General features: G+C 73.2%; 18 protein-coding genes and 1 pseudogene. 9 read left to right on the forward strand and 10 right to left on the reverse strand.

The window, feature by feature from the left end:
• Positions 1-90: 90 nt before the first annotated feature.
• The gene (locus tag ACIP5W_RS09255) at positions 91-585 is read right to left on the reverse strand and encodes a DUF3145 domain-containing protein (protein WP_363087358.1); all 495 of its coding nucleotides are present in this window, start codon (positions 583-585) and stop codon (positions 91-93) included.
• A gap of 301 nt (positions 586-886) precedes the next feature.
• Here ACIP5W_RS09255 and ACIP5W_RS09260 point away from each other — a divergent pair, with 301 nt between their 5' ends.
• The gene (locus ACIP5W_RS09260) at positions 887-1,783 is read left to right on the forward strand and encodes an SGNH/GDSL hydrolase family protein (protein ID WP_401469121.1); all 897 of its coding nucleotides are present in this window, start codon (positions 887-889) and stop codon (positions 1,781-1,783) included.
• A 15-nt stretch (positions 1,784-1,798) separates the two neighbouring features.
• The gene (locus tag ACIP5W_RS09265) at positions 1,799-2,770 is read left to right on the forward strand and encodes an aldose epimerase family protein (RefSeq protein WP_401469124.1); all 972 of its coding nucleotides are present in this window, start codon (positions 1,799-1,801) and stop codon (positions 2,768-2,770) included.
• Between the two features lie 152 nt (positions 2,771-2,922).
• Here ACIP5W_RS09265 and ACIP5W_RS09270 read toward each other — a convergent pair whose 3' ends face one another.
• Positions 2,923-5,340 carry a beta-glucosidase gene (locus ACIP5W_RS09270; protein ID WP_401469127.1) on the reverse strand — a complete coding sequence of 806 codons (2,418 nt, stop codon included), beginning with the start codon at positions 5,338-5,340 and terminating at the stop codon, positions 2,923-2,925.
• Positions 5,341-5,456: 116 nt separating this feature from the next.
• Between ACIP5W_RS09270 and ACIP5W_RS09275 the strand changes: the two are divergent.
• Positions 5,457-6,051 (forward strand): annotated as a pseudogene (locus ACIP5W_RS09275) (TetR/AcrR family transcriptional regulator).
• A gap of 185 nt (positions 6,052-6,236) precedes the next feature.
• Here the strand turns inward: ACIP5W_RS09275 and ACIP5W_RS09280 are convergent.
• A complete protein-coding gene (locus ACIP5W_RS09280) occupies positions 6,237-7,040 on the reverse strand; it encodes an EI24 domain-containing protein (protein ID WP_401469130.1) in 804 nt (267 codons plus the stop codon).
• A gap of 235 nt (positions 7,041-7,275) precedes the next feature.
• On the opposite strand from ACIP5W_RS09280, the gene ACIP5W_RS09285 reads away from it, so the two are divergent.
• The gene (locus tag ACIP5W_RS09285) at positions 7,276-8,430 is read left to right on the forward strand and encodes a serine hydrolase domain-containing protein (RefSeq protein WP_401469133.1); all 1,155 of its coding nucleotides are present in this window, start codon (positions 7,276-7,278) and stop codon (positions 8,428-8,430) included.
• Positions 8,431-8,551: 121 nt separating this feature from the next.
• Here ACIP5W_RS09285 and ACIP5W_RS09290 read toward each other — a convergent pair whose 3' ends face one another.
• Positions 8,552-9,574, reverse strand: coding sequence for an NADP-dependent oxidoreductase (locus ACIP5W_RS09290; RefSeq protein ID WP_401469136.1), 1,023 nt, complete (start codon positions 9,572-9,574; stop codon positions 8,552-8,554).
• A gap of 143 nt (positions 9,575-9,717) precedes the next feature.
• On the opposite strand from ACIP5W_RS09290, the gene ACIP5W_RS09295 reads away from it, so the two are divergent.
• Entirely contained in the window at positions 9,718-10,182 is a 465-nt protein-coding gene (locus ACIP5W_RS09295) for a MarR family winged helix-turn-helix transcriptional regulator (RefSeq protein WP_401469139.1), read from the forward strand.
• A gap of 169 nt (positions 10,183-10,351) precedes the next feature.
• Here ACIP5W_RS09295 and ACIP5W_RS09300 read toward each other — a convergent pair whose 3' ends face one another.
• A complete protein-coding gene (locus tag ACIP5W_RS09300) occupies positions 10,352-11,296 on the reverse strand; it encodes a LysR family transcriptional regulator (RefSeq protein WP_401469142.1) in 945 nt (314 codons plus the stop codon).
• Positions 11,297-11,412: 116 nt separating this feature from the next.
• On the opposite strand from ACIP5W_RS09300, the gene ACIP5W_RS09305 reads away from it, so the two are divergent.
• The 3 genes from ACIP5W_RS09305 to ACIP5W_RS09315 all read left to right on the forward strand — a co-directional run bounded on the left by ACIP5W_RS09305 (position 11,413) and on the right by ACIP5W_RS09315 (position 12,950).
• Positions 11,413-12,225, forward strand: a complete 813-nt coding sequence (locus ACIP5W_RS09305) for an inositol monophosphatase family protein (RefSeq protein WP_401469145.1) — start codon at positions 11,413-11,415, stop codon at positions 12,223-12,225.
• 63 nt (positions 12,226-12,288) lie between these two features.
• Positions 12,289-12,483 (forward strand): NAD(P)-binding domain-containing protein, encoded by a 195-nt coding sequence (locus tag ACIP5W_RS09310; protein WP_401469148.1) that lies wholly within the window; start codon positions 12,289-12,291, stop codon positions 12,481-12,483.
• On the forward strand, positions 12,480-12,950 hold the full coding sequence (locus tag ACIP5W_RS09315; RefSeq protein WP_401469151.1) for an NADPH-dependent F420 reductase: 471 nt from the start codon (positions 12,480-12,482) through the stop codon (positions 12,948-12,950). Before ACIP5W_RS09310 ends, ACIP5W_RS09315 begins: the two co-directional genes overlap by 4 nt.
• 173 nt (positions 12,951-13,123) lie before the next feature.
• Here the strand turns inward: ACIP5W_RS09315 and ACIP5W_RS09320 are convergent, their stop codons facing one another.
• Entirely contained in the window at positions 13,124-15,355 is a 2,232-nt protein-coding gene (locus ACIP5W_RS09320; RefSeq protein WP_401469154.1) for a tetratricopeptide repeat protein, read from the reverse strand.
• A 150-nt stretch (positions 15,356-15,505) separates the two neighbouring features.
• Entirely contained in the window at positions 15,506-15,955 is a 450-nt protein-coding gene (locus ACIP5W_RS09325) for a hypothetical protein (protein ID WP_401469157.1), read from the reverse strand.
• Between the two features lie 154 nt (positions 15,956-16,109).
• Here ACIP5W_RS09325 and ACIP5W_RS09330 point away from each other — a divergent pair, with 154 nt between their 5' ends.
• Complete coding sequence (locus ACIP5W_RS09330; protein WP_401469160.1) at positions 16,110-16,520, forward strand: hypothetical protein; 411 nt, start codon at positions 16,110-16,112, stop codon at positions 16,518-16,520.
• Between the two features lie 142 nt (positions 16,521-16,662).
• On the opposite strand, the gene ACIP5W_RS09335 is transcribed toward ACIP5W_RS09330, so the two are convergent.
• The 3 genes from ACIP5W_RS09335 to ACIP5W_RS09345 all read right to left on the reverse strand — a co-directional run.
• Positions 16,663-17,016, reverse strand: a complete 354-nt coding sequence (locus ACIP5W_RS09335; RefSeq protein ID WP_401469163.1) for a hypothetical protein — start codon at positions 17,014-17,016, stop codon at positions 16,663-16,665.
• On the reverse strand, positions 17,009-18,022 hold the full coding sequence (locus ACIP5W_RS09340) for a recombinase family protein (protein WP_401469166.1): 1,014 nt from the start codon (positions 18,020-18,022) through the stop codon (positions 17,009-17,011). The genes ACIP5W_RS09335 and ACIP5W_RS09340 overlap by 8 nt, the downstream gene beginning before the upstream one ends.
• Before the next feature lie 117 nt (positions 18,023-18,139).
• On the reverse strand, positions 18,140-18,889 hold a 750-nt coding region (locus ACIP5W_RS09345), incomplete at its 5' end, for a tetratricopeptide repeat protein (protein WP_401469169.1).

Here is an 18,889-nt window from a genome sequence, read left to right on the forward strand (position 1 = left end):
GCCCCACCCGAGAGGTGGGGCCCCTTCTTCGCGTTCTTCGCGTTCCTAGCGTTCTTCGTGCTCGGGGCCCCCGCCCGGGGGCGCCGCGTGTCACACGACCTGGTGGAGCCACCTCACCGGGGCGCCCTCACCGGCGTAGCGGAACGGCTCCAGTTCGTCGTCCCAGGGCTTGCCCAGGAGCTTGGCGACCTCCGCCTCCAGGTCCGTCTCGCCGCGCTGCGAGCGGGTCAGGGCGGCGCGCAGGCGGTCCTCGGGGATGAGGATGTCGCCGTGGATGCCGGTGACGGCGTGGAAGATGCCTAGGTCGGGGGTGCAGCTGTAGCGCTCGCCCTCGGCATTGGCGCACGGCTCGGCGGTGACCTCGAAGCGCATCAGGTGCCAGCCGCGCAGGGCGGAGGCGAGCTTGGAGGCGGTGCCGGCCTCGCCCTGCCAGGAGAACTCCGAGCGCCAGGTGCCGGGCGCGGCGGGCTGCCGGATCCAGTCGAGGCTGACGCGAGTGCCGAGCACCCCGGCGACGGCCCACTCGACGTGCGGGCACAGCGCGCGCGGCGCGGAGTGCACGTACAGAACTCCACGTGTCGTCACCGGTACCTCCGGACAGAGCGGGACAGTCTTGCTGGCTGGCATGGCGGCTGGGGCGGCAGCCACGTTGATGGCGAGGCTACCGTGCGACGGCGCGAGGAGTGTGACGTACCGTCGGTCCCGGGCCGCCGAAGAGCCCCCATTTCACCCGGCAGGACGCCTGTACGGGCCTGATCCGTTGTTTCCCGTCGGCTCGGGAACCCCCGGACGTTGTCATGGGTGGGCCGGCGGATCGTCCGGCCGGGGACCGGCGGGACGAGCGGGACCGGCGGGACGAGCGGGACGACCGAGGGGACACCGAAGGATGCGGAAGCGAAGCCACCGCTCGCGGGCCGTGGCCGCGGTGACGGCCGCGGTCGTGCTGGGCGCGGCCGGCTGCGACGCGCTGGGCGGGGACGGGCCGGGCGGGCCGGGTGCGCGGGAGCAGAAGGCGAGGCCCTCGGCGTCGCCGACCCCGGTGTGGGACACCAGCCCCGCCTCGCTGGCCGCCGTGGGCGACTCCATCACCCGCGGCTTCGACGCGTGTTCGGTGCTGACGGACTGCCCCGAGGTGTCCTGGGCGACCGGCGACAGCGGCGAGGTGAACAGTCTGGCCGTGCGGCTGCTGGGGGCGAGGGCGGCCACGCACAGCTGGAACTACGCGGTGACCGGGACCCGGATGGCGGATCTGCCGGCGCAGATGGCGCGGGCGGCGGCGCGCAGGCCCGCGCTGGTGACGGTGATGACGGGGGCCAACGACGCCTGCCGGGTGACGGCGGAGGCGATGACGCCGGTGGCCGACTTCCGGGCGGGGTTCGAGGAGTCGCTGCGCACCCTGCGCCGGACCGCGCCGACGGCGCAGGTGTACGTGGCGAGCGTGCCGAACCTGAAGCGGCTGTGGTCGCAGGGGCGGACGAACGTGCTGGGCAAGCAGGTGTGGAAGCTGGGGATCTGCCCGTCGATGCTGGGGGACGCGGACGCGCTGGACTCGGCGGCGAATCTGCGGCGGGAGACCGTGCGGCAGCGGGTGGAGGACTACAACACGGTGCTGGAGGAGGTCTGCGCCAAGGACGCGCGGTGCCGGTTCGACGGCGGTGCGGTGTACGAGTTCCGCTTCGGGACCGACCAGTTGAGCCACTGGGACTGGTTCCACCCGAGCACGAACGGGCAGGCCAGGCTGGCCGAGATCGCCTACCGTCGGATCACCGCCCGGGGCGCGTGACTTAGGGTTTCCCCCATGAGCGAACACTTCGGAACACTTTCCGACGGCACCCCCGTGCACCGCTGGACCCTGGAGCGGGCGGGCGTCCGGGTGCGGGTCCTGTCCTACGGCGGGATCGTGCAGTCGGTGGAGGTCCCGGACCGGGGAGGGCGCGGTACGGACGTGGTGCTGGGGTTCGCGGACCTGGACGGCTACGTCACGCATCCGGAGCCCTTCCTCGGCGCCCTGGTCGGGCGGTACGCGAACCGGATCGCCCGGGCCCGCTTCGCGTTGGACGAGGTGACCTACGCCCTCGAGCCGAACGAGGGGCCGAACTCGCTGCACGGCGGTGCGCGCGGTTTCGACAAGCGGGTGTGGGACGTGGAGCCGGTCGAGCACGGGCTGCGGCTGAGCCGGGTCAGCCCGCACGGCGAGGAGGGCTTCCCGGGCCGGCTGGAGGTCACGGCCACCTACACGCTGGACGCGTCGGGGGCACTGCGGCTGGCGTACGAGGCGGTCACGGACGAGCCGACGGTGGTGAACCTGACCAACCACAGCTACTTCAACCTGAGCGGCGCGGGCGGCGCGGGCGGGCACGAACTGCGGCTGGCCGCCTCCCGGTACACGCCGGTCGACGACGGCCTGATCCCCACCGGTGAGCAGGCGGACGTGACGGGCACCCGCTTCGACTTCCGCACGGCCCGCGAGGTCGGCGGGGGCCTCGACCACAACTTCGTGCTCGACAAGGGCGTCACGGACGGGCCGGTGGAGGTGGCCGAGCTGTACGACCCGGCGTCCGGCCGGGTGCTGACGGTGGCCACGACCGAGCCGGGCATCCAGGTGTACACCGCCGACCACCTGGGCGAGCCGTTCGGGCCCGGCGCGGGCGTCGCGCTGGAGACCCAGCACTTCCCGGACTCGCCGAACCGGCCGGAGTTCCCGAGCACCGAGCTGCGGCCGGGCGAGGTGTACCGGTCGGAGACGGTGTACGGGTTCTCGGCGCGGTAGACGTGGCGGTTCTCGGCGCGGTGGGCGTGGCGGTTCTCGGCGCGGTGGGCGCAGGGGTTCGCGGTCCGGCGGGCACGGCGCCGGGGCGTGTGTAGCCCCGGTCCAGGGGTCAGGTCCCGGACCGGGGCTGCTCTCGGGGCGCGGGGCCCGCGTCAGACGTTAATCGTCGCGGTGATCCTGCGGTCCGCGAGAGACCTACCCACCTGGATTTCGTACGAACCCTTCACAAAGGACCACCGCTGGGCGGCCTCGTCCCAGATCTCGAACGCGCGGCGCGGGAGGGTGACGACGGCCTCGGCGCTCTCCCCCGGGCCGGCCTCGACGCCGGCGAAGCCGGCCAGCCAGCGGGCCGGGCGGCCGGCGTCGGGTTCGGTGGGCGCGAGGTAGACCTGGACGACCTCGCGGCCCGCCCGTCCGCCGGTGTTGCGCAGGCGGACGGCGACGTTCGTACCGTCCGTCTCGACCGAGTCGTACGTCCAGTCGGTGTAGCCGAGGCCGTGGCCGAAGGGGTAGGCCGGGGTGCGGCCTTCCTTCTCCCAGGCGCGGTAGCCGATGAAGACGCCCTCGTCGTAGGGGAGTTCGCCGTCGGCCGGGGTGACCCGGGTGACCGGGGCGTCGGCGAGGGAGCCCCAGGTGGTGGGCAGGCGCCCGCCGGGCTCGTGGGCGCCGGTGAGGACGTCGGCGAGGGCGGCGCCGCCCTCCTGGCCGGGGAACCAGCTCAGCAGTACGGCGGCGACGTCCTCGCGCCACGGGAGTTCCACCGGGGAGCCGGAGTTGACGACCACGACGGTGTCCGGGTTGGCGGCGGCCACGGCCCGCACCAGGTCGTCCTGGCGGCCGGGCAGGCGCAGGTCGGCGCGGTCGAAGCCCTCGGACTCGACGCGGTCGGTGGTGGCGACGACGACCACGGCGGTGTCGGCGGCCCGGGCGGCCCGGACCGCCTCGGCGATCAGCGCGTCCGGGTCCCGCGGGGGCTCCTGGTGGGCGAGCGCGAAGGCCACGACCTTCAGCGGCAGGCGCTCGGGGAAGCGGACGACGTGGGTGAGGGAGACGTCGACCGTCTCCCCGGCGGTCAGTTCGGTCTCGGCGCGGGGCACCGGGGAGCCGAAGGCCGCCTCGAAGGGGTCGCTGACGTCGGCCGGCTCCTGGGTGCCGTCGAAGCAGGTGGTGCCGGCGACGGTGAGGGTGAAGGCGCCGACGCCCTTGATGCCGAAGGTGTGCCGGCCGCTCGTGCGCGGGGTGAAGGTGCCGGTGAGCTCCACGGTGTGCAGGGTGTCGGGGGTGACACCGTCCGGGAGGTCGTTGCCCATCCACTGGATCTGCCCGCCCGGGGCCGAGCCGGTGCCGAGGACGGTTCCGGCGTCGTCGCGGCAGACGGCCCGCAGTGTGAAGCCCTTTCCGGCGAAGGCGAGTTCGGTGCTCGGGTCGGCGCCGACGGCGTAGCTGAGGGCGCCCTCGGGGAGGGCGGCGGTGAGGCCGTCGAGCGGGGAGACGACGCGGGCGGGGAAGACGGTGGCGGAGCCGCCGCCGAGGATGCGGGCGTCGCGGGCGGCGGCTCCGATGAGGGCGACCGTGCGGCCGGGCCGCAGGGGCAGCACGGCGCGCTCGTTGCGGACCAGGACGAAGGAGCGGCGGGCGAGTTCGCGGGCCAGCGACTCGGCGTGGACGGGCGCGGGCGGCACGGGGACGGCGGGTTCGACGTCCGCGAGGGCGCCCACGCGGGCGGCGAGGCGCAGGACGCGGCGTACGGCGTCGTCGACCTCGGGCTCGTCGAGACGGCCGTCGCGCACCGCGCGGGCGAGGGCCTCGCCGTAGACGGTCGCGGGGCCGGGCATCGCCACGTCGAGGCCGCCGCGGAGGGCGCCGACGGTGTCACGGGCGGCCGTCCAGTCGGAGACGTTGAAGCCGTCGAAGCCCCATTCGCCGCGCAGGATCTCGTTCACGAGGTGGTGGTGCTCGGTCATCGTGGTGCCGTTGACGGTGTTGTAGGCGGTCATGACGCCCCACGGGCGGGCGCCCTCGACGATGGCCTCGAAGGGGGCCAGGTACAGCTCGCGCAGGGCGCGCTCGCCGACCAGGTTGTTCACGGTGAAGCGGTCGGTCTCGGCGTCGTTGGCGACGAAGTGCTTGACGGTGGTGCCGACGCCGCCTTCCTGCACGCCGGTCACGTACCCGCTGCCGATCCGTCCCGTCAGGTACGGGTCCTCGCTGTAGGCCTCGAAGTGGCGGCCGCCGAGCGGGGAGCGGTGCAGGTTGACGGTCGGGGCGAGCAGGACGTGGACGCCCTTGCGGCGGGCCTCCTGGGCGAGGAGCACCCCGGCGCGGCGGGCGAGGCCGGGGTCCCAGGTGGCGGCGAGGGCGGTCGGGGAGGGCAGTGCGACGGACGGGTCGTCGGCGGTCCAGCGCACGCCCCGGACGCCGATCGGGCCGTCGGACATCACGAGGGACGCGAGGCCGATCTCGGGGAGGGCGGGCAGGGACCACATGTCCTGGCCGGCCAGCAGCCGGGTCTTCGCGTCCAGGTCGAGCTTGCCGAGGGCCGCCTCGACGGCCGCCTCGATGTCCGCCATCGCGGGCCTCCTCGTTGAATTCCTGTGCGGTGCTGTGCGGTGTTGTTCCCCATCGTGCATCGACCGCCTGTAGAGCGGTAGGTTTCGAGATGCTGCCGTTACATTCACGGCTGGTGATGCCGTACGGTGACCGGCATGAACGCCAGGACGACCAGGACGACCAGGAGTGAGGAGCGGCGCGCGGAGATCGTGCGGGCGGCCCTGGAGGTGATCGCCGAACGCGGTTACCGGGGCGCGAGCCTGGCGGCGGTGGCCGAGCGGGTCGGGCTGACCCAGCAGGGGCTGCTGCACCACTTCCCCACGAAGGACGCGCTGCTGGTCGCGGTGCTGGAGGAACGCGACCAGTGGGACGCGATGCCGCACACCCGGTGGCGGATCGACCTGCTGTGCTCGCTGGTCGAGTACAACGCGATGCGGCCCGGCATCATCCAGACCTTCTGCGCGCTCCTCGGCGAGAGCGTCACCGAGGGACATCCGGCGCGGACGTACTTCACCGACCGGTACCGGCAGGTGCGGGCCGACATGGCGGCGGCCCTGCGCGCCGAGTACGGCGACCGGCTGCCGAGCGGCCTCACCCCGGAGCGGACCGCTCCGCTGCTGGTGGCGGTGATGGACGGCCTCCAGTACCAGTGGCTCCTGGACCCGGAGTCGGTGGACATGCCGGGCGCCTTCCGCGACTTCCTGCGCCTGCTGGGCGAGGACGTGGACTGACGGCCGGTCCGGCGCGGCCCGGGACACGGCCGGCTCGTGCCGCGCGCACACGGCCGGCGGCCGTGCCCACCCGTTCGTGCTCCGTGCGGGGCGGCGGGAGCGGCGGCCGGTGCCGGACCCTGTGCCGGTGCGTCACCGGCCGCCGGACTCCGTCGCGCGGGTGCGGGCGGTGGTGGCCGTGGCGGTCAGCGCGGCGGCTGCGGCACGGTGGCGTCCGGCTCCTCGCGGTCGTCGTCGCCCTCGGTCTCCTCGCCCAGCAGGTCCCGCGCCATGAGCGTCGCACCCGCCACCGCGCCCGGCATCAGGAACACCGCGACGAAGGGGACCAGGAACGCGACCGCCAGGGGCGTGCCGAAGCCCCAGACGAGGGTCCTGCGGGAGCGGAGCAGGGCCAGCCGGGAGCGGGCGTCGACGGTCCGGCGCTGGAGGGCGACGGACGTCAGTTCCTCGGTGAGGAAGAAGCCGGTGACGAAGAGGCCGATCACCGGCACGACCGTCTGGCCGAGGAACGGGACGAAGCCGAGCGCGAAGAGCAGTACGCCCCACAGCAGCGCGCGCAGCAGGACCCACAGGCTGTCGCGGGCCGAGATCCACAGCTCGCGCCAGAGCGGCAGTCCGGACACCGGGGCCGAGCCGTCGGGCGAGACGTCGCGGTCGACCCGCTCGGAGAGGCTCTCGTAGAAGGGCTGGCCGATGAGCAGCGTGACCGCGGTGAAGGTCACCACGGCGAGCAGCAGGCCGAGCGCGAACAGCACGACCGTCAGGAACCCGCGGAACAGTCCGCCCCAGGGGCTCGGCCAGTCGTCGGCGAAGGGTGTCGCCCAGCCCACGAAGTCCTCGCCCCACACGCCGAGCGCCACCAGCGCGCCCGCGTACAGGACGAGCGTGATCAGTCCGGGCACGAGCCCGAACCCGTACTGCTTCCCGTGCCGGGCCACCCAGCGGTGGCCCTTCAGGAGGTATCCGAACCCCGCCCCAAGATCGCGCATGGCCGGATTCTATCGGGGCGCGAGCATGACATCAGAGTCGCCGAGGACCGCACGCCCCGGTCCCGCGCCCGGCCGCCCCTACGCCATCCGGGCTATCCACGACACCAACGCCTGCCCGCCGCCGTTGAGTCGAACGGGTAGGCCTCGCCGTACCGATCGACAAAAGCACCCGGGAGCACCCGGAAGCACGGTTGACCACGGCACATGCGAGCAGCGGTCTGGTGGAGGAGAGCGGATGACCCAGGAGATCCATGGCACCGTCGCGGCGGGCTTCGAGGCGGTGCGGGACGAGTTCGCCGCGTTCGTGGCGGCCGAACGGTCCGACTACGAGGGCCAGTTGTGCGTGTACGTGCACGGCCGGCGGGTCGTCGACCTGTGGGCCGGGGACGGCGCGGACGCCGACTCCCTCTACGGCGTGTTCTCGTCGTCCAAGGGTGCCGCCCATCTGGTGACGGCGCTCCTCGTACAGGAGGGGACGCTGGAGCTGGACCGCAAGGTCACCTACTACTGGCCCGAGTTCGCGTCCGAGGGCAAGGGCGCGCTGACCCTGCGCGACCTGCTCGCGCACCGGGCCGGTGTGGTCGGCACCGATTCCGGGTTCTCCCGGCAGGAGCTGGCGGACGACCGGCAGATCGCCGAACGGCTCGCCGACCAGCGGCCGTTCTGGCGTCCGGGCACCGCGTTCGGCTACCACGCGCTGGTCATCGGGGCGCTCGGCGGCGAGGTCGTACGGCGGGCGACCGGCCGTACGCTCCAGGAGGTGTACGAGGAACGGGTGCGGGCGCCGTACGGGCTCGACCTCTTCCTGGGGCTGCCGGGGGCGCACGAGCCGCGGTTCCGGTCGACGCAGGCCATGGCGCCGGCCGGGGAGCAGCGGGCCCTGCCGGTCTCGCCGGCGGAGGGGCCGCACACCCTTGCCGGCATCGCCTTCAACCGGCACGCCGCCGAGCCGACCGATCTCGAGACGCTGCCGAACGATCCGCTCGTCCGGGCGAAGGGGCCGGCGTCCGTCGGCGGCGTCGCCTCCGCGCGCGGACTGGCCGCGATGTACGCGGCGGCGATCAGCGAGGTCGGCGGGAAGGCGCCGCTGCTGAAGGAGGACACGGCGGCGGAGTTCGCGCAGTTCCACTCCGTGGGGTACGACCTGGTGACGCGGACGCACAAGTCGTACGGGCTGGGGTTCCAGGCGACCGCGGACACCTGGTACCCGGTGCTGGGGGCGGGGGCCTTCGGGCACAGCGGGGCGGCGGGGAGCCAGGGCTTCGCGGATCCGCGCAGCGGGATCGCCTACGGGTACACCCGGCGGCGGTTCGCGTTCCCGGGCGGGGCGGCGGCGGAGAACGAGAGGTTCGTCGCCGCGGTGCAGGGGGCCGCGGCGGCTCTGGGGTGAGGGCGCGGGGTGGGGGTGGTTCGCCCCGCCGCCCCTTCCCGTCCCGGACCCGGGGGCCGCGTCCCGACCCCCGGTCCTTCGTCTCCCCACCGTCCGACTCGGGCGGGGGCGGAGCGGACGGTTACAGCTTGACGATCATCTTGCCCGTGTTGTCGCCCCGGAGCACTCCGAAGAACGCCTCCAGGTTGTTCTCGATGCCCTCGACGACCGTCTCGCGGTACTTCAGGGCGCCCGAGGCGACCCAGGGGCCGACCTCCTGGACGAACTGGGGCTGGAGGTCGTAGTGGTCGCCGACGAGGAAGCCCTCGATACGGCCGCGGGTCTGGATGAGGCGGATGAGGTTGCGCGGGCCGGAAGCCGGCTCGGTGTTGTTGTAGACCGAGATCATGCCGCAGACGGCGATGCGGCCGCCCTGGTTCAGGGAGCCGATCGCGGCCTCCAGGTGGTCGCCGCCGACGTTGTCGAAGTAGACGTCGATGCCGTCCGGGGCGGCCTCGCGCAGCTGCTCGCCCACCGGGCCGTTCTTGTAGTTGAACGCCGCGTCGAAGCCGTACTCCTCGACCAGGAGCTTGACCTTCTCGTCGGAGCCGGCCGAGCCGATCACCCGCGAGGCGCCCTTGAGCTTGGCGATCTGGCCGACCTGGCTGCCGACCGCGCCGGCCGCGCCGGAGACGAAGACGACGTCGCCCTCCTTGAAGGCGGCGGTGCGCAGCAGGCCGGCGTAGGCGGTGAGGCCGGTCATGCCGAGGACGCCCAGGTAGGTGGAGAGCGGGGCGGCCTCGGGGTCGACCTTGACGGCCTGCGCGGCGCCGATCGTGGCGTACTCGCGCCAGCCGCCGAAGTGCAGCACGTGGTCACCCGCGGCGATGCCCTCGGCGTGGGAGGCGACGACCTCGCCGACCGCACCGCCCTGCATGGCCTTGCCCAGCTCGTAGGGGGCCGCGTAGGACTTGGCGGCGCTCATCCGGCCGCGCATGTACGGGTCGACGGAGAGGTAGGCGTTGCGGACGAGTACCTCGCCGGGGCCGGGCTGCCGGATCTCCGCCTCGGCCAGCTCGAAGTCCTCGGGCTTGGGCCAGCCGACGGGGCGGCTGAGCAGGCGCCATTCGCGGCTGACGGACGGGAGCGCGGGGGTGTCGGACATGGGGCCCTTCCTTGTGTGCCGGTGCGACGCGCGCTGGTGCGGCGCTGGTGCTGCGGGTGCGCACGGTGCAAATACTTCAGTGACTGAAACAACCATGCGCCTGGATATTTCATGATGTCAAGTAAGCGGGTACCCTGGGAGCCATGTCCACACCCCGGAAGACCCCTCGGCCCGACCCTCTCACCCTGGAGGTCGTCGAGCTGATCGGCGAGGTCGTGGCGCGGTTCCACCAGGACTACGAGGAGGCCGCCGCCGGGCATTCCCTCACCGGCGCACAGGCCCGGCTGCTCAGCCTGCTCTCCCTGGAGCCGCTGCCGATGCGGAAGCTGGCGGTGAAACTGAAGTGCGAACCGTCCAACGTGACGGGCATCGTCGACCGCCTGGAGGCCCGAGGCCTGGTGGAGCGCCGGCCCGACCCGGCCGACCGCCGGGTGAAGCTGGCCGCGGCGACGGACGAGGGACGCCGGACGGCCAAGGACCTGCGGGAGAGCCTGCGGTTCGCCCGCGAGCCGCTCGCCGGACTGGGCGAGGAGGAGCGGCTGGCGCTGCGGGGCCTGCTGCGCGGGATGCTGGACACGGACGAGGCCGGGCCGTCCCCGGTCGGCTGACCGCTGCCGGCCGGGGACGTGCGGCCGGCCACCGCCGGCCGGGAACGGTGTGGCCCGCCACCGCCTGTACGGGGCGGGAGCGGCCGGCCGCCGCCCGGCCCGGACGGCGTGGCACGCCGCCGCGTCGGCGTGCCCCGGACGGGAGGCGGGCTCCGCGGGAGCTCCCCGCTCACCCTCCGCTCGGGGAGGCGGGGGTCGTCCCTTCGGCAGCCGGCGGGCCGGAGAGCGCCTGGACGGTCTCGGTGGCCAGGTCGCGCAGCCAGGCGTGGGCGCGGTCGTCGTCGTAGCGCCGGTGCCACAGCAGGTACAGCGGGACGGCCGGCATCCGCACGGGCAGGGTCAGGGTGATCAGGCCGAGCCTCTCCCGGGCGCTGCGGGTGACCGCATCGGGCAGGGTGAGCACCAGGTCGGTTTCGGGGGCCAGTTGCAGCGCGAAGGCGGCGGTGGGCCCGGCGGCGACGACGCGGCGTTCGTGCCCGAGGGCGGCCAGGGCGTCGTCGACCGGGTCGCGCAGGCGTCCGCGCCGCGACACGGTGAGGTGTTCGGCGGCCGCGTAGCGCTCGACGGTCAGCGGGCCTTCGGTGAGCGGATGGCCGGGCCGGACGGCGACGATGAGCCGGTCGCGGCCGACGAGCCGGTGCCGGACGTCGGGGAGCGTCGGCCTGCTGGAGCTGGACTCGAGGTCCACCTCGCCCCGCCGTAGCTCGGGGGTGTCCGCGCCGGACTCGGCGGGCAGGCGCAGCCGGACGCCGGGGGCCCGGCGACGGACGGCGGCGATCAGGGCCGCCCCGCAGGCGGTGGTCAGGGCGTCGTGCCAGCGCACGGTGAACACCCGTTCCAGGGCCGCCAGGTCCAGTTCCTGTTGTGCGGACAGGAGGTGGTGGGCCTGCTGTACGAGCGCGTGGACCTGGGCGCGGATGGCCAGCGCGCGGGGGGTGGGGACCATGCCGCGGCCGGTGCGGACCAGGATCTGGTCCCCGGTGGCCTTGCGGATGCGGCCCAGGGAGCGGCTCATCGCCGGCGGGGTGACGTGCAGGCGGGCCGCGGCACCGGCGACGCTGCCCTCTTCGAGCAGGGCGTCCAGCGCCGTGAGCAGGTTCAGGTCCAATTGCATCCGAGTAACTCTACGAGTGAAAAGCATGCACTTGTTGTTAATCGGCGGGCGGCCTACGTTCGAGGTGCGGGAGCCGGACGAGCCGCCCCGCGATCCCCAACCCCAAGGATTCCGAAATGAGTTCAGCCATGCCCTTCGCCGCCGCCGGCACCCTCCTGTCCGAGGTGACGGCCGCGGTGGAAGCCGCCGGCCGCACGTTGCGCGACCGCTGCACGCCGTACGCCCGGGGCGTGAGCGCGAACGGGATCGTCGACGAGATCCACGCCAACGACGACGCGGCGCTGGCCGTGCTGCGGGAACCGCTGCTGAGGGCCCGGCCCGGATCGGGGTGGGTCGAGGACGAGCTGGAGGGCGGTCCGCTCCCGGCCGGGGAGTGGTGGGTCGTCGACCCCGTCGAGGGCAACATCAACCACGTCCACGCCATGGCGGAATGGGCCGTCACCGCGACCCTGGTCCGCGACGACCGGCCGGTGCTCACCGTCGTCCACCTGCCGCTGACCGGCGACACGTACACCGCTGTCGCCGGCGGCGGTGCCCGTCTCGACGGCCGCCCCCTGAAGGTGTCCGCCAAGACCGATCTGGGTGCCGCGCTCGTCGGCACCGGTCAGGCCAGGCCCGGCGAGGACAAGGACACCCACCGGCGGATCGGCGAGTCGGTCACCGCCATGCTCGACGGCGCACTCGTCACGCGCGTGTCCGTTCCCGCCACGATGCAGCTCATCCACGTCGCCGCCGGACGCATGGACGCGTTCTGGCAGTTCTCCGACGTCCGCTCCGGCCTGGTCTCCGGTGCCCTGCTGGTCTCCGAGGCCGGCGGCGCCGTCACCGACCTGACGGGCGAGCCCTGGCGCGCGGGCAGCCGGGACTTCCTGGCCGCCGCCCCCGGCATCCACGCCGCCGCCCTCGGCGTGCTGTCGCCGATCGCCTGACCGACGCGGGCCGAACGGCCCGCGTCCCCCCGCCCCGCACCGCACCGCACGGAGCGACACCCCATGACCAGCATCGGCATCCTCGGCGCCGGCCGCGTCGGCACCCGTCCCGCCGGCGGGCTCGCCGCGGCCGGACACCAGGTCGTCCTCGGCAGCCGGAGTCCGGAGGAGCGGACCGCGGCGCCCGCCGAAGACGTCGGCTCCCCCGCATCTCCTACGCCGGCCAGCGGACCGCAGCCCGCGCCGCGGACGTCGTGATCAACGCGACGCCCGGCGCCGGCTCCCCGGAGCTCCTCGGCGGTCTGCGCGCCGAGCTCGCCGGAAAGATCCTCGTCGACGTCTCCAACGCCACCCGCGACGCCGACGGCCTGCCCGGCGACCTGTGCTGTCCCGGTGGCAGCCTCGCCGAGCGACTGCAGGCCGCCCTCCCCGACACCCGGGTGGTCAAGACCCTCAACACCATGGTGTTCACGGTGATGACCGCCCCGGAGAGTCCGGCGACCCCGCCGACCGTCTTCGTCTCGGGCGACGACGCCCACGCGGAGCGGGCCGTCACGGGGCTCCTCGGCGACCTGGGCCGGCGACCTGGGCCGGCGACCCGCGTGGATCGAGGACCTCGGGGACATCGGCACGGCACGCGCCACCGAGGCGATGATCCTGGTGCGGCCTCGGGGAACAAGGGAACAGCCGTTAGCGCCAAGGATGGATCTTGGGGGTGCCGTTAACGAGCAGCGAACCAGGTGACAAATAACCCGCCAGTAGTCTTCGGACCGAAGGGGCGTGGTCACCGCAAGGTTTCGGGTGCGGCACAGCTAGGACCTCTGGGTGGCGGGCCCCGAGGGTCGCACGGAGCGTCGGTCGGCCCGGAGCCGTCGGTGGGGTCGGGCGGGCCGGGCCGTCAGCCGGTGCGCCACCGGGCCAGCAGCCGTGTCGTGCGTTCGAGGGCCGGGTGTTCCAGGCCGAAGACGGCGATCTGGTCTGGCACCAGTGCCTCCAGCTCCGCCACGGCCGTTGGTAAGTCCCCCGCCTCGGCCCGCCAGACGGCGAGAAGTTCGCGACCGGCCAGTGTGTGGGCATGGGACGCGCCGAGGACCCGTAGCCGGTCGGCCTGCACCCGCTCCAGGAGCCGTACCGCCTCGGCGGGGTCGCCGCAGCGGCCGGTCCAGACGGCGACGTCGGTCCGGGTCCCCAGGGTGTCGGGGTGATCGGGATCGTGCCGCTCGCGCACCGCGGCCAGTTCCCGGAAGGCCGCCAGAGCGGCGGGCGCGTCCCCTAGCTCGCCCCGGTGCCGCATGGCCTCCGCCCGGGCCTGAACGGTTCGCGGGTCGTCAGCCCCGAATCGGGATCGCGCCTCCCGCCACGCCTCGTCGTGTAGGGCCAACGCACCCGCGTGGTCGCCCGCCAGGGCCCGCATGTTGGCCAGGTGGTTGCGGGTGCTGGCGGCCCCGGGCACGTCGTGGCCCTCGATCCGCACCCAGTCCTCGTGGAGCACCGCCAACTCCGCGGCCGCGCCCTCCGGGTCCCCGGCCACTCCCTTCCACACTGCGGCACTGCGCCGGGTCTGGAGCAGGTCGACGGAGTGTGCCGGCAGGAGACGCAGTTGCTCGGCCAGCAGTTCGGCGAAGGCGGCCGCGCCTCCCGAGGCGTCCCCGGACTTCGCCGTCCACCAGGCCAGGTACCCGAGTGTCTTGAACCGTAGGTCGTGGTCGTCCGGGAACAGGGTCCGCACCTCGTCCGCCAGCGCGGTGAAATGGCGTACGGCTGGGCCGGAACGTCCCGCCTCGCCCAGGCTGCGTCCGAGCCGGTAGAGAACCTCGTGCGGCCGCGGCGCGAGGAGGTACGGGCGGGCCCTGCGAGTGAGGACCGTGGCGTTAGAGCGCAGTGCGGCCTCGGTGGCGGGGAACGGATCCGACTCCCACGCTGCCAGCAGCGCGTCGGCGGCAGCCCGCGCGAATCCGGCCGTCTCTTCGGCGGTCATCTCCTCGCGTACGGCGCGTTGCACCAGTCCGTGCACGCGGACCGCTTCCTCCGGCCGCGCCGGGTCCAGCTCGGCGAGGCTGAAGCGGCGCAGGTTGGCCAGGGCCAGCCGGGAGGTACGGGCGTCCGCGGCAGGCCGCCCGGGGTCCGCGTCCGGCAACAGCGCCAGTACCTCCGGCGCAGCCAGTACAGTCTCCGGCACCCCACCGGGGTCGAGGAGGGACAGCGTCCGCAGGATCGGGAGGGCCGCTCCCCGGGGGCTGAGCGCGTCCGCCCGACTCACCGACAGCGACCAGGTGCGGGCGACCGGATCGGGGTCCTGGCCGACTCCGGCGCCGTCACCGGGTGCCGCGAAACCCTCCGGGAACACCTCGGCCAGGGTGAGGCGCTGGTCAGCCAGTTCGGTCCGGTAGGCGGCGAGGGAGAGGGTGGGGTTGTCGGCCAGGTAGGCCCGTGCGTGTGCCAGGGCCAGGGGGAGGCGGCCGAGGTCCTCGGCGAGGGCGGCGTGTTCGGCCCTGCCATCGCCCTCTGCGCCCCCGGAACCGGTGACGGGGGCCGTGTCACCGGAGAGGTAGGTGACGGCCTCGGCGGTGGTGAACACGCCGACCGGCACTGTCCTGCGCCGGTCGGTGGCGAGGACGGCGTCCCGGCGGCGGGTGGTGGCGACGGTACGGCCGTACGGGCTGCCGGGAGGCCAGAGCCCGCGCAGGTCGGACGGGGCGGTGACGTCGTCCAGGACGACCAGCCAGCGCCGGGGCGACTCCCCCGGGGCAGGGGGACGGGGAAGCAGCCAGGCCATGAACTCGGCCGCCGTCCGCTCCGGGTTGCCGGAGCTCGCCCCGAACAGCGCCTCCCCGGCCAGGCCGTAGGCGCTGAGGACCGCGTCGCGAGAGGCCGCGTTGACCCACAGCAGCAGGTCCAGCCGACCCTCGCGCAGCAGCCGTCCGGCGTGCTCGGCGGCGATCTGCGTCTTGCCCGTCCCGCCGAGGCCGGTGAGCACCCAGGAGGTCAGGACGCCGCCGTCCGCCTCGGGCGCGTCGAGGTCGACCGGCAGGGCTCGCCGGACGTACCCGTCGGCCCGGTGCGGTGGCAGGCCGATGACGCAGGGCCACACCATGGGGGCTGGCGGCGCCGGGAAGTGCAGATGCTGCACGTTGTGCCGGCCCACCTGAAGGGCGGTCGGGCCGGAGAAGGTGCTGGCGGTGAGCGGGACGTCCGGAGGGGCCGGGACGCCCGCGGACCCGGTGCATGGCGTGGCGGGGCCCGTGGGTTCGGCGTCGTTCGGAGGCAGGGCCACGGCGGGTCAGTCGGTCCGGCCGAAGGCGATCTCTTGGGTGTTGCCGTCCCCGACCTGGAGTGCCGTCGGGCCGGAGAACGTGTTCCCCGAGACCTCGAACCGTTCGGAGCGTGTCGGCGCGTCCTGACATCCGGAGGCGTCCACGAGCGCGCTCAGGTGGGCGGTGAGTTCATCCAGTTCGTCCTCCTCGGCGTCGGTCAGCAGGTCACGGATCCGGTCCCGCCAGACGGCCGCCTCCTGGTCGCCGACCCGCCGGACCTCCGGTCCCGAGGCCGCCGCCACGGCCGCGGCGGTGCGGTCGAGCCGGTCCAGCTCGGTCTGTTCCCGGGCGGCGTCCCCGCGTCCGAACAGGCGGGCCACCCGGCTGCGGGTCCCCTCCCACAGCGAGGTTCCCGCCGCCTGTACGACGGCCGTTCCCCCTGCGGCCGCCAGCGCGGCCAAGGCTTCGGTCAACATGGTCCCCCCGTTGCCGGACCCGTTCGCCGGGTGTCGCCGGGAGCACTACCCCGCGGCACGGACGGCAACCGTCAAGCGTGAAAAGGGGGTTGGTTTGAGTCTTGGGAAGAGGGGAAGAGGAGACCAGCAGCGGGGGAACTCAAAGGGGGGCGAAATGACGGATCTCTGGCCAGGGGAGACGCTGGTGAGCCAGTGGCTCGCGGCGACCGCGATCGGGAGTCTCACGGCGTCGCGCACCGGCGGGCGCCTGGTGCTCACCGATCGGCGGCTGGTGTTCAAACCGATGAAGCTCGGCGAGGGCGGCGGGTTCTTGTCCCGCACGGTGTGGGGGCTGAGCAACTCCATCAGCGGACTCGATGACCACTACCTGGCCCTGACCGACGTGCTCTCGGTGCGGGCCGAGGACGGTGCCTCCAGACTTTCCGTCCACCTCAGAACTGGCGCGCCACGCCACTACCTGATCTTCCACCGCCGGATGACGACGGTCTTCAGCGCCAAGAACAGCCCGTACCGGGACGACGCCGTGGCGCGGATAGGGGCGGCGGTCGCCGCGGCCAGCGATTAGGGGGTCCAGCCAAGGTGAGCCCAAAAGCCGCCACGGGATGATCTTGGCCGGTGAGGGCTTCGGTAGCGTGACGTAGAGCCGCCATACGCACGGGGCTCCGGGGAACATTGGTACAGCCGCTAACGCCCGACTGGCGAGCGGCTTAGCGCCGCTTTCCGGTCGGATGTTCCTCGGCGGGTTGGGATGCGGTTACGAGCCGCAGGGCGGGGCGTGGTGGGGCGAACTCGCCGAGTTCCAGTGCTGCCTCGCGCCAGTTGGCGGCCAGTTGGAGCAGGCGTTCGCTGTCGTGGCGGAAGCCGGGTGGCGGGGTGTTGGAGACAGTTGGCCACAGGATCGTGGCGGCGAACCGGACCGCGTGCATCGCCGCGGTGGCGTGGGCGTCCACGGCTCCGCCTGCCTCCAGGCGGCGCAGCGTATCGAGCTGGGCAGCTGCACTGAGAAGGTCCTCGTACACCTTCGCGTATTCCTGCGCGCGTACGGCTTGGAGGTTATCCACGGGTGGCGCCTTCGGTGTTCGGGTGGGGCTGGGCCTGGAGCCGTTCGCGTAGGTCGGTCTCTTCGGGGGTGAGCGGATCCTCGGGCCGGCGGATGCGGACGGGCTTGGGCCTGAGCGGCAGGCCGTCGGCAGCGGCCTGCTCGGCTTCGGCGAGGGCCCGGTAGAGGGAGGCGACCGACGGGGACGTGCCCGCGTTCTTCCCGGTCTTGATGGTGAGCTTCTTCGCGATCTCCGGGACGGGGACGCCCTTGTCCTTCAGTGCGACGGCGAAGGTGAGCATGTCGTCGTCGATGACCTTCGGCCGTCCGCCGTGGTTGCCTTTGGAGGCGGCGACGGCTTGGCCTTCGAGGGTCTTTTCCCGGATGTAGTTGCGCTCGATCTGCCCGGCGACGGCGAGTACGGCGAAGAACATGGCGCCCATGCCGTTGGGGTCGTAGACGCCGGTGAGGGGGCCGGTGAGGAGTTCGAGCTGGATGCCGCCGGCCTGGAGGTCGGCGGACAGCGTCATCAGCTCGGCGGCGTTCCTGGCCAGACGTTTCAGCTCGTGCACCGTGAAGATGACCGGGGTCTCGGGTGCGGCCTCCTTGAACTGGTGGGCCAGCGTGAGCGCTTTCTCCAGCTCGGGCCGCACCTTGACGCGTGTGCTGATCTGCTCCTGGAAGATCTTGTGGCACTCCGCCCGGCGGAGAGCTTCGATCTGGCTCGCCAGCTCCTGGCGGGCCGTCGAGGTGCGGGCGTACCCGATTCTCACCGGGCGCTCGGCGCGGGGCGCGGGCACGGCGGCGAGCGCCGGGCCCTGCTTCCACGCGCGGCCGGGGCCGCGGTCGGCGGGCACCGGGACTTCGAGTTCCTCGCGCAGCGCGGGTACGAGGACGAAGCGCGGGGTGTGGTATTTAGAAGCGGTCTTCCCGCCCCGGGTGCGGCAGGCACTGCCGGCGGGCGCGTCACAGTTCGGGCAGTCGTGATGTTCTACCGCCAATGCTGCCTGATCGGGCGTCAACTCCATGGCGGCAGTCTCTCAGAAGTGCCTCGCACAACATGCGGGTTTCGAGAGGGCTTTTGCGAACGGCGACCTGCGGAAACAGAGTCGCTTCGGTCGCTGTCGCAGAACTCTCACAGATGGTCAATTATGAGAACCGGGCGGCACCGGATTCTCCCTGACCCAGCGGCGGACTGTCGCAGCTTCCTCCGGGCGTTCGAGCGCGTCCAGCACCCGCGCCTGGAGGTCCAGCACCGCGTGGAGTTGCGGTAGCAGAGAGGGCATCGTGGCAATGTGAGGCCGGTAGCACCCCACCGCAATACCTGTGACACTCAGCGCCTCAGACAGATCGCCTTCATCCGCCAGGAGCATAGCCCAGACGGTCAGTGAGGTGGCGAGGTCGGGTTCGTGGGCGGCGGGGTTGTCGGCAGCGAGCCGACGCCAGATCTCCACCGCCTCCTGTTTGGCGGTGAGAGCCTCAATGCGGCGCCCCGCCCCCGACAGGTGGTTGCCGAGGTTGGACAGCGAAGCGGCGAGGTCGGGTTCGTGGGCGGCGGGGTCGTCGGCAGCGAGCCGACGCCGGATCACCACCGCCTCCTGCCCAGCGGCCAGACCCTCGCCCCAGCGCCCCGCCCCCGACAGCCAGATGCCGAGGTTGGACAGCGAGAGCGCGAGGTTGGCTTCGTGGGCGGCGGGGTTCGTCTGCGCCAGCCGCCGGTGGATCTCTACCGCTTCCTGAGTGGTGGTGAGTGCCTCCCCACGGCGCCCCGCCCCCGACAGCTGGTGGCCGAGGTTGGTCAGCGAGGTGGCGAGGCCGGGTTCGTAGGTGGCGGGGTCGTCGGCAGCGAGCCGACGCAAGATCACCACCGCCTCCTGCGTCGCGGCAAGAGCCTC

Source organism: Streptomyces sp. NPDC088766 (genome assembly GCF_044750845.1).
In the GTDB taxonomy this organism is placed as follows: Bacteria; Actinomycetota; Actinomycetes; order Streptomycetales; family Streptomycetaceae; genus Streptomyces.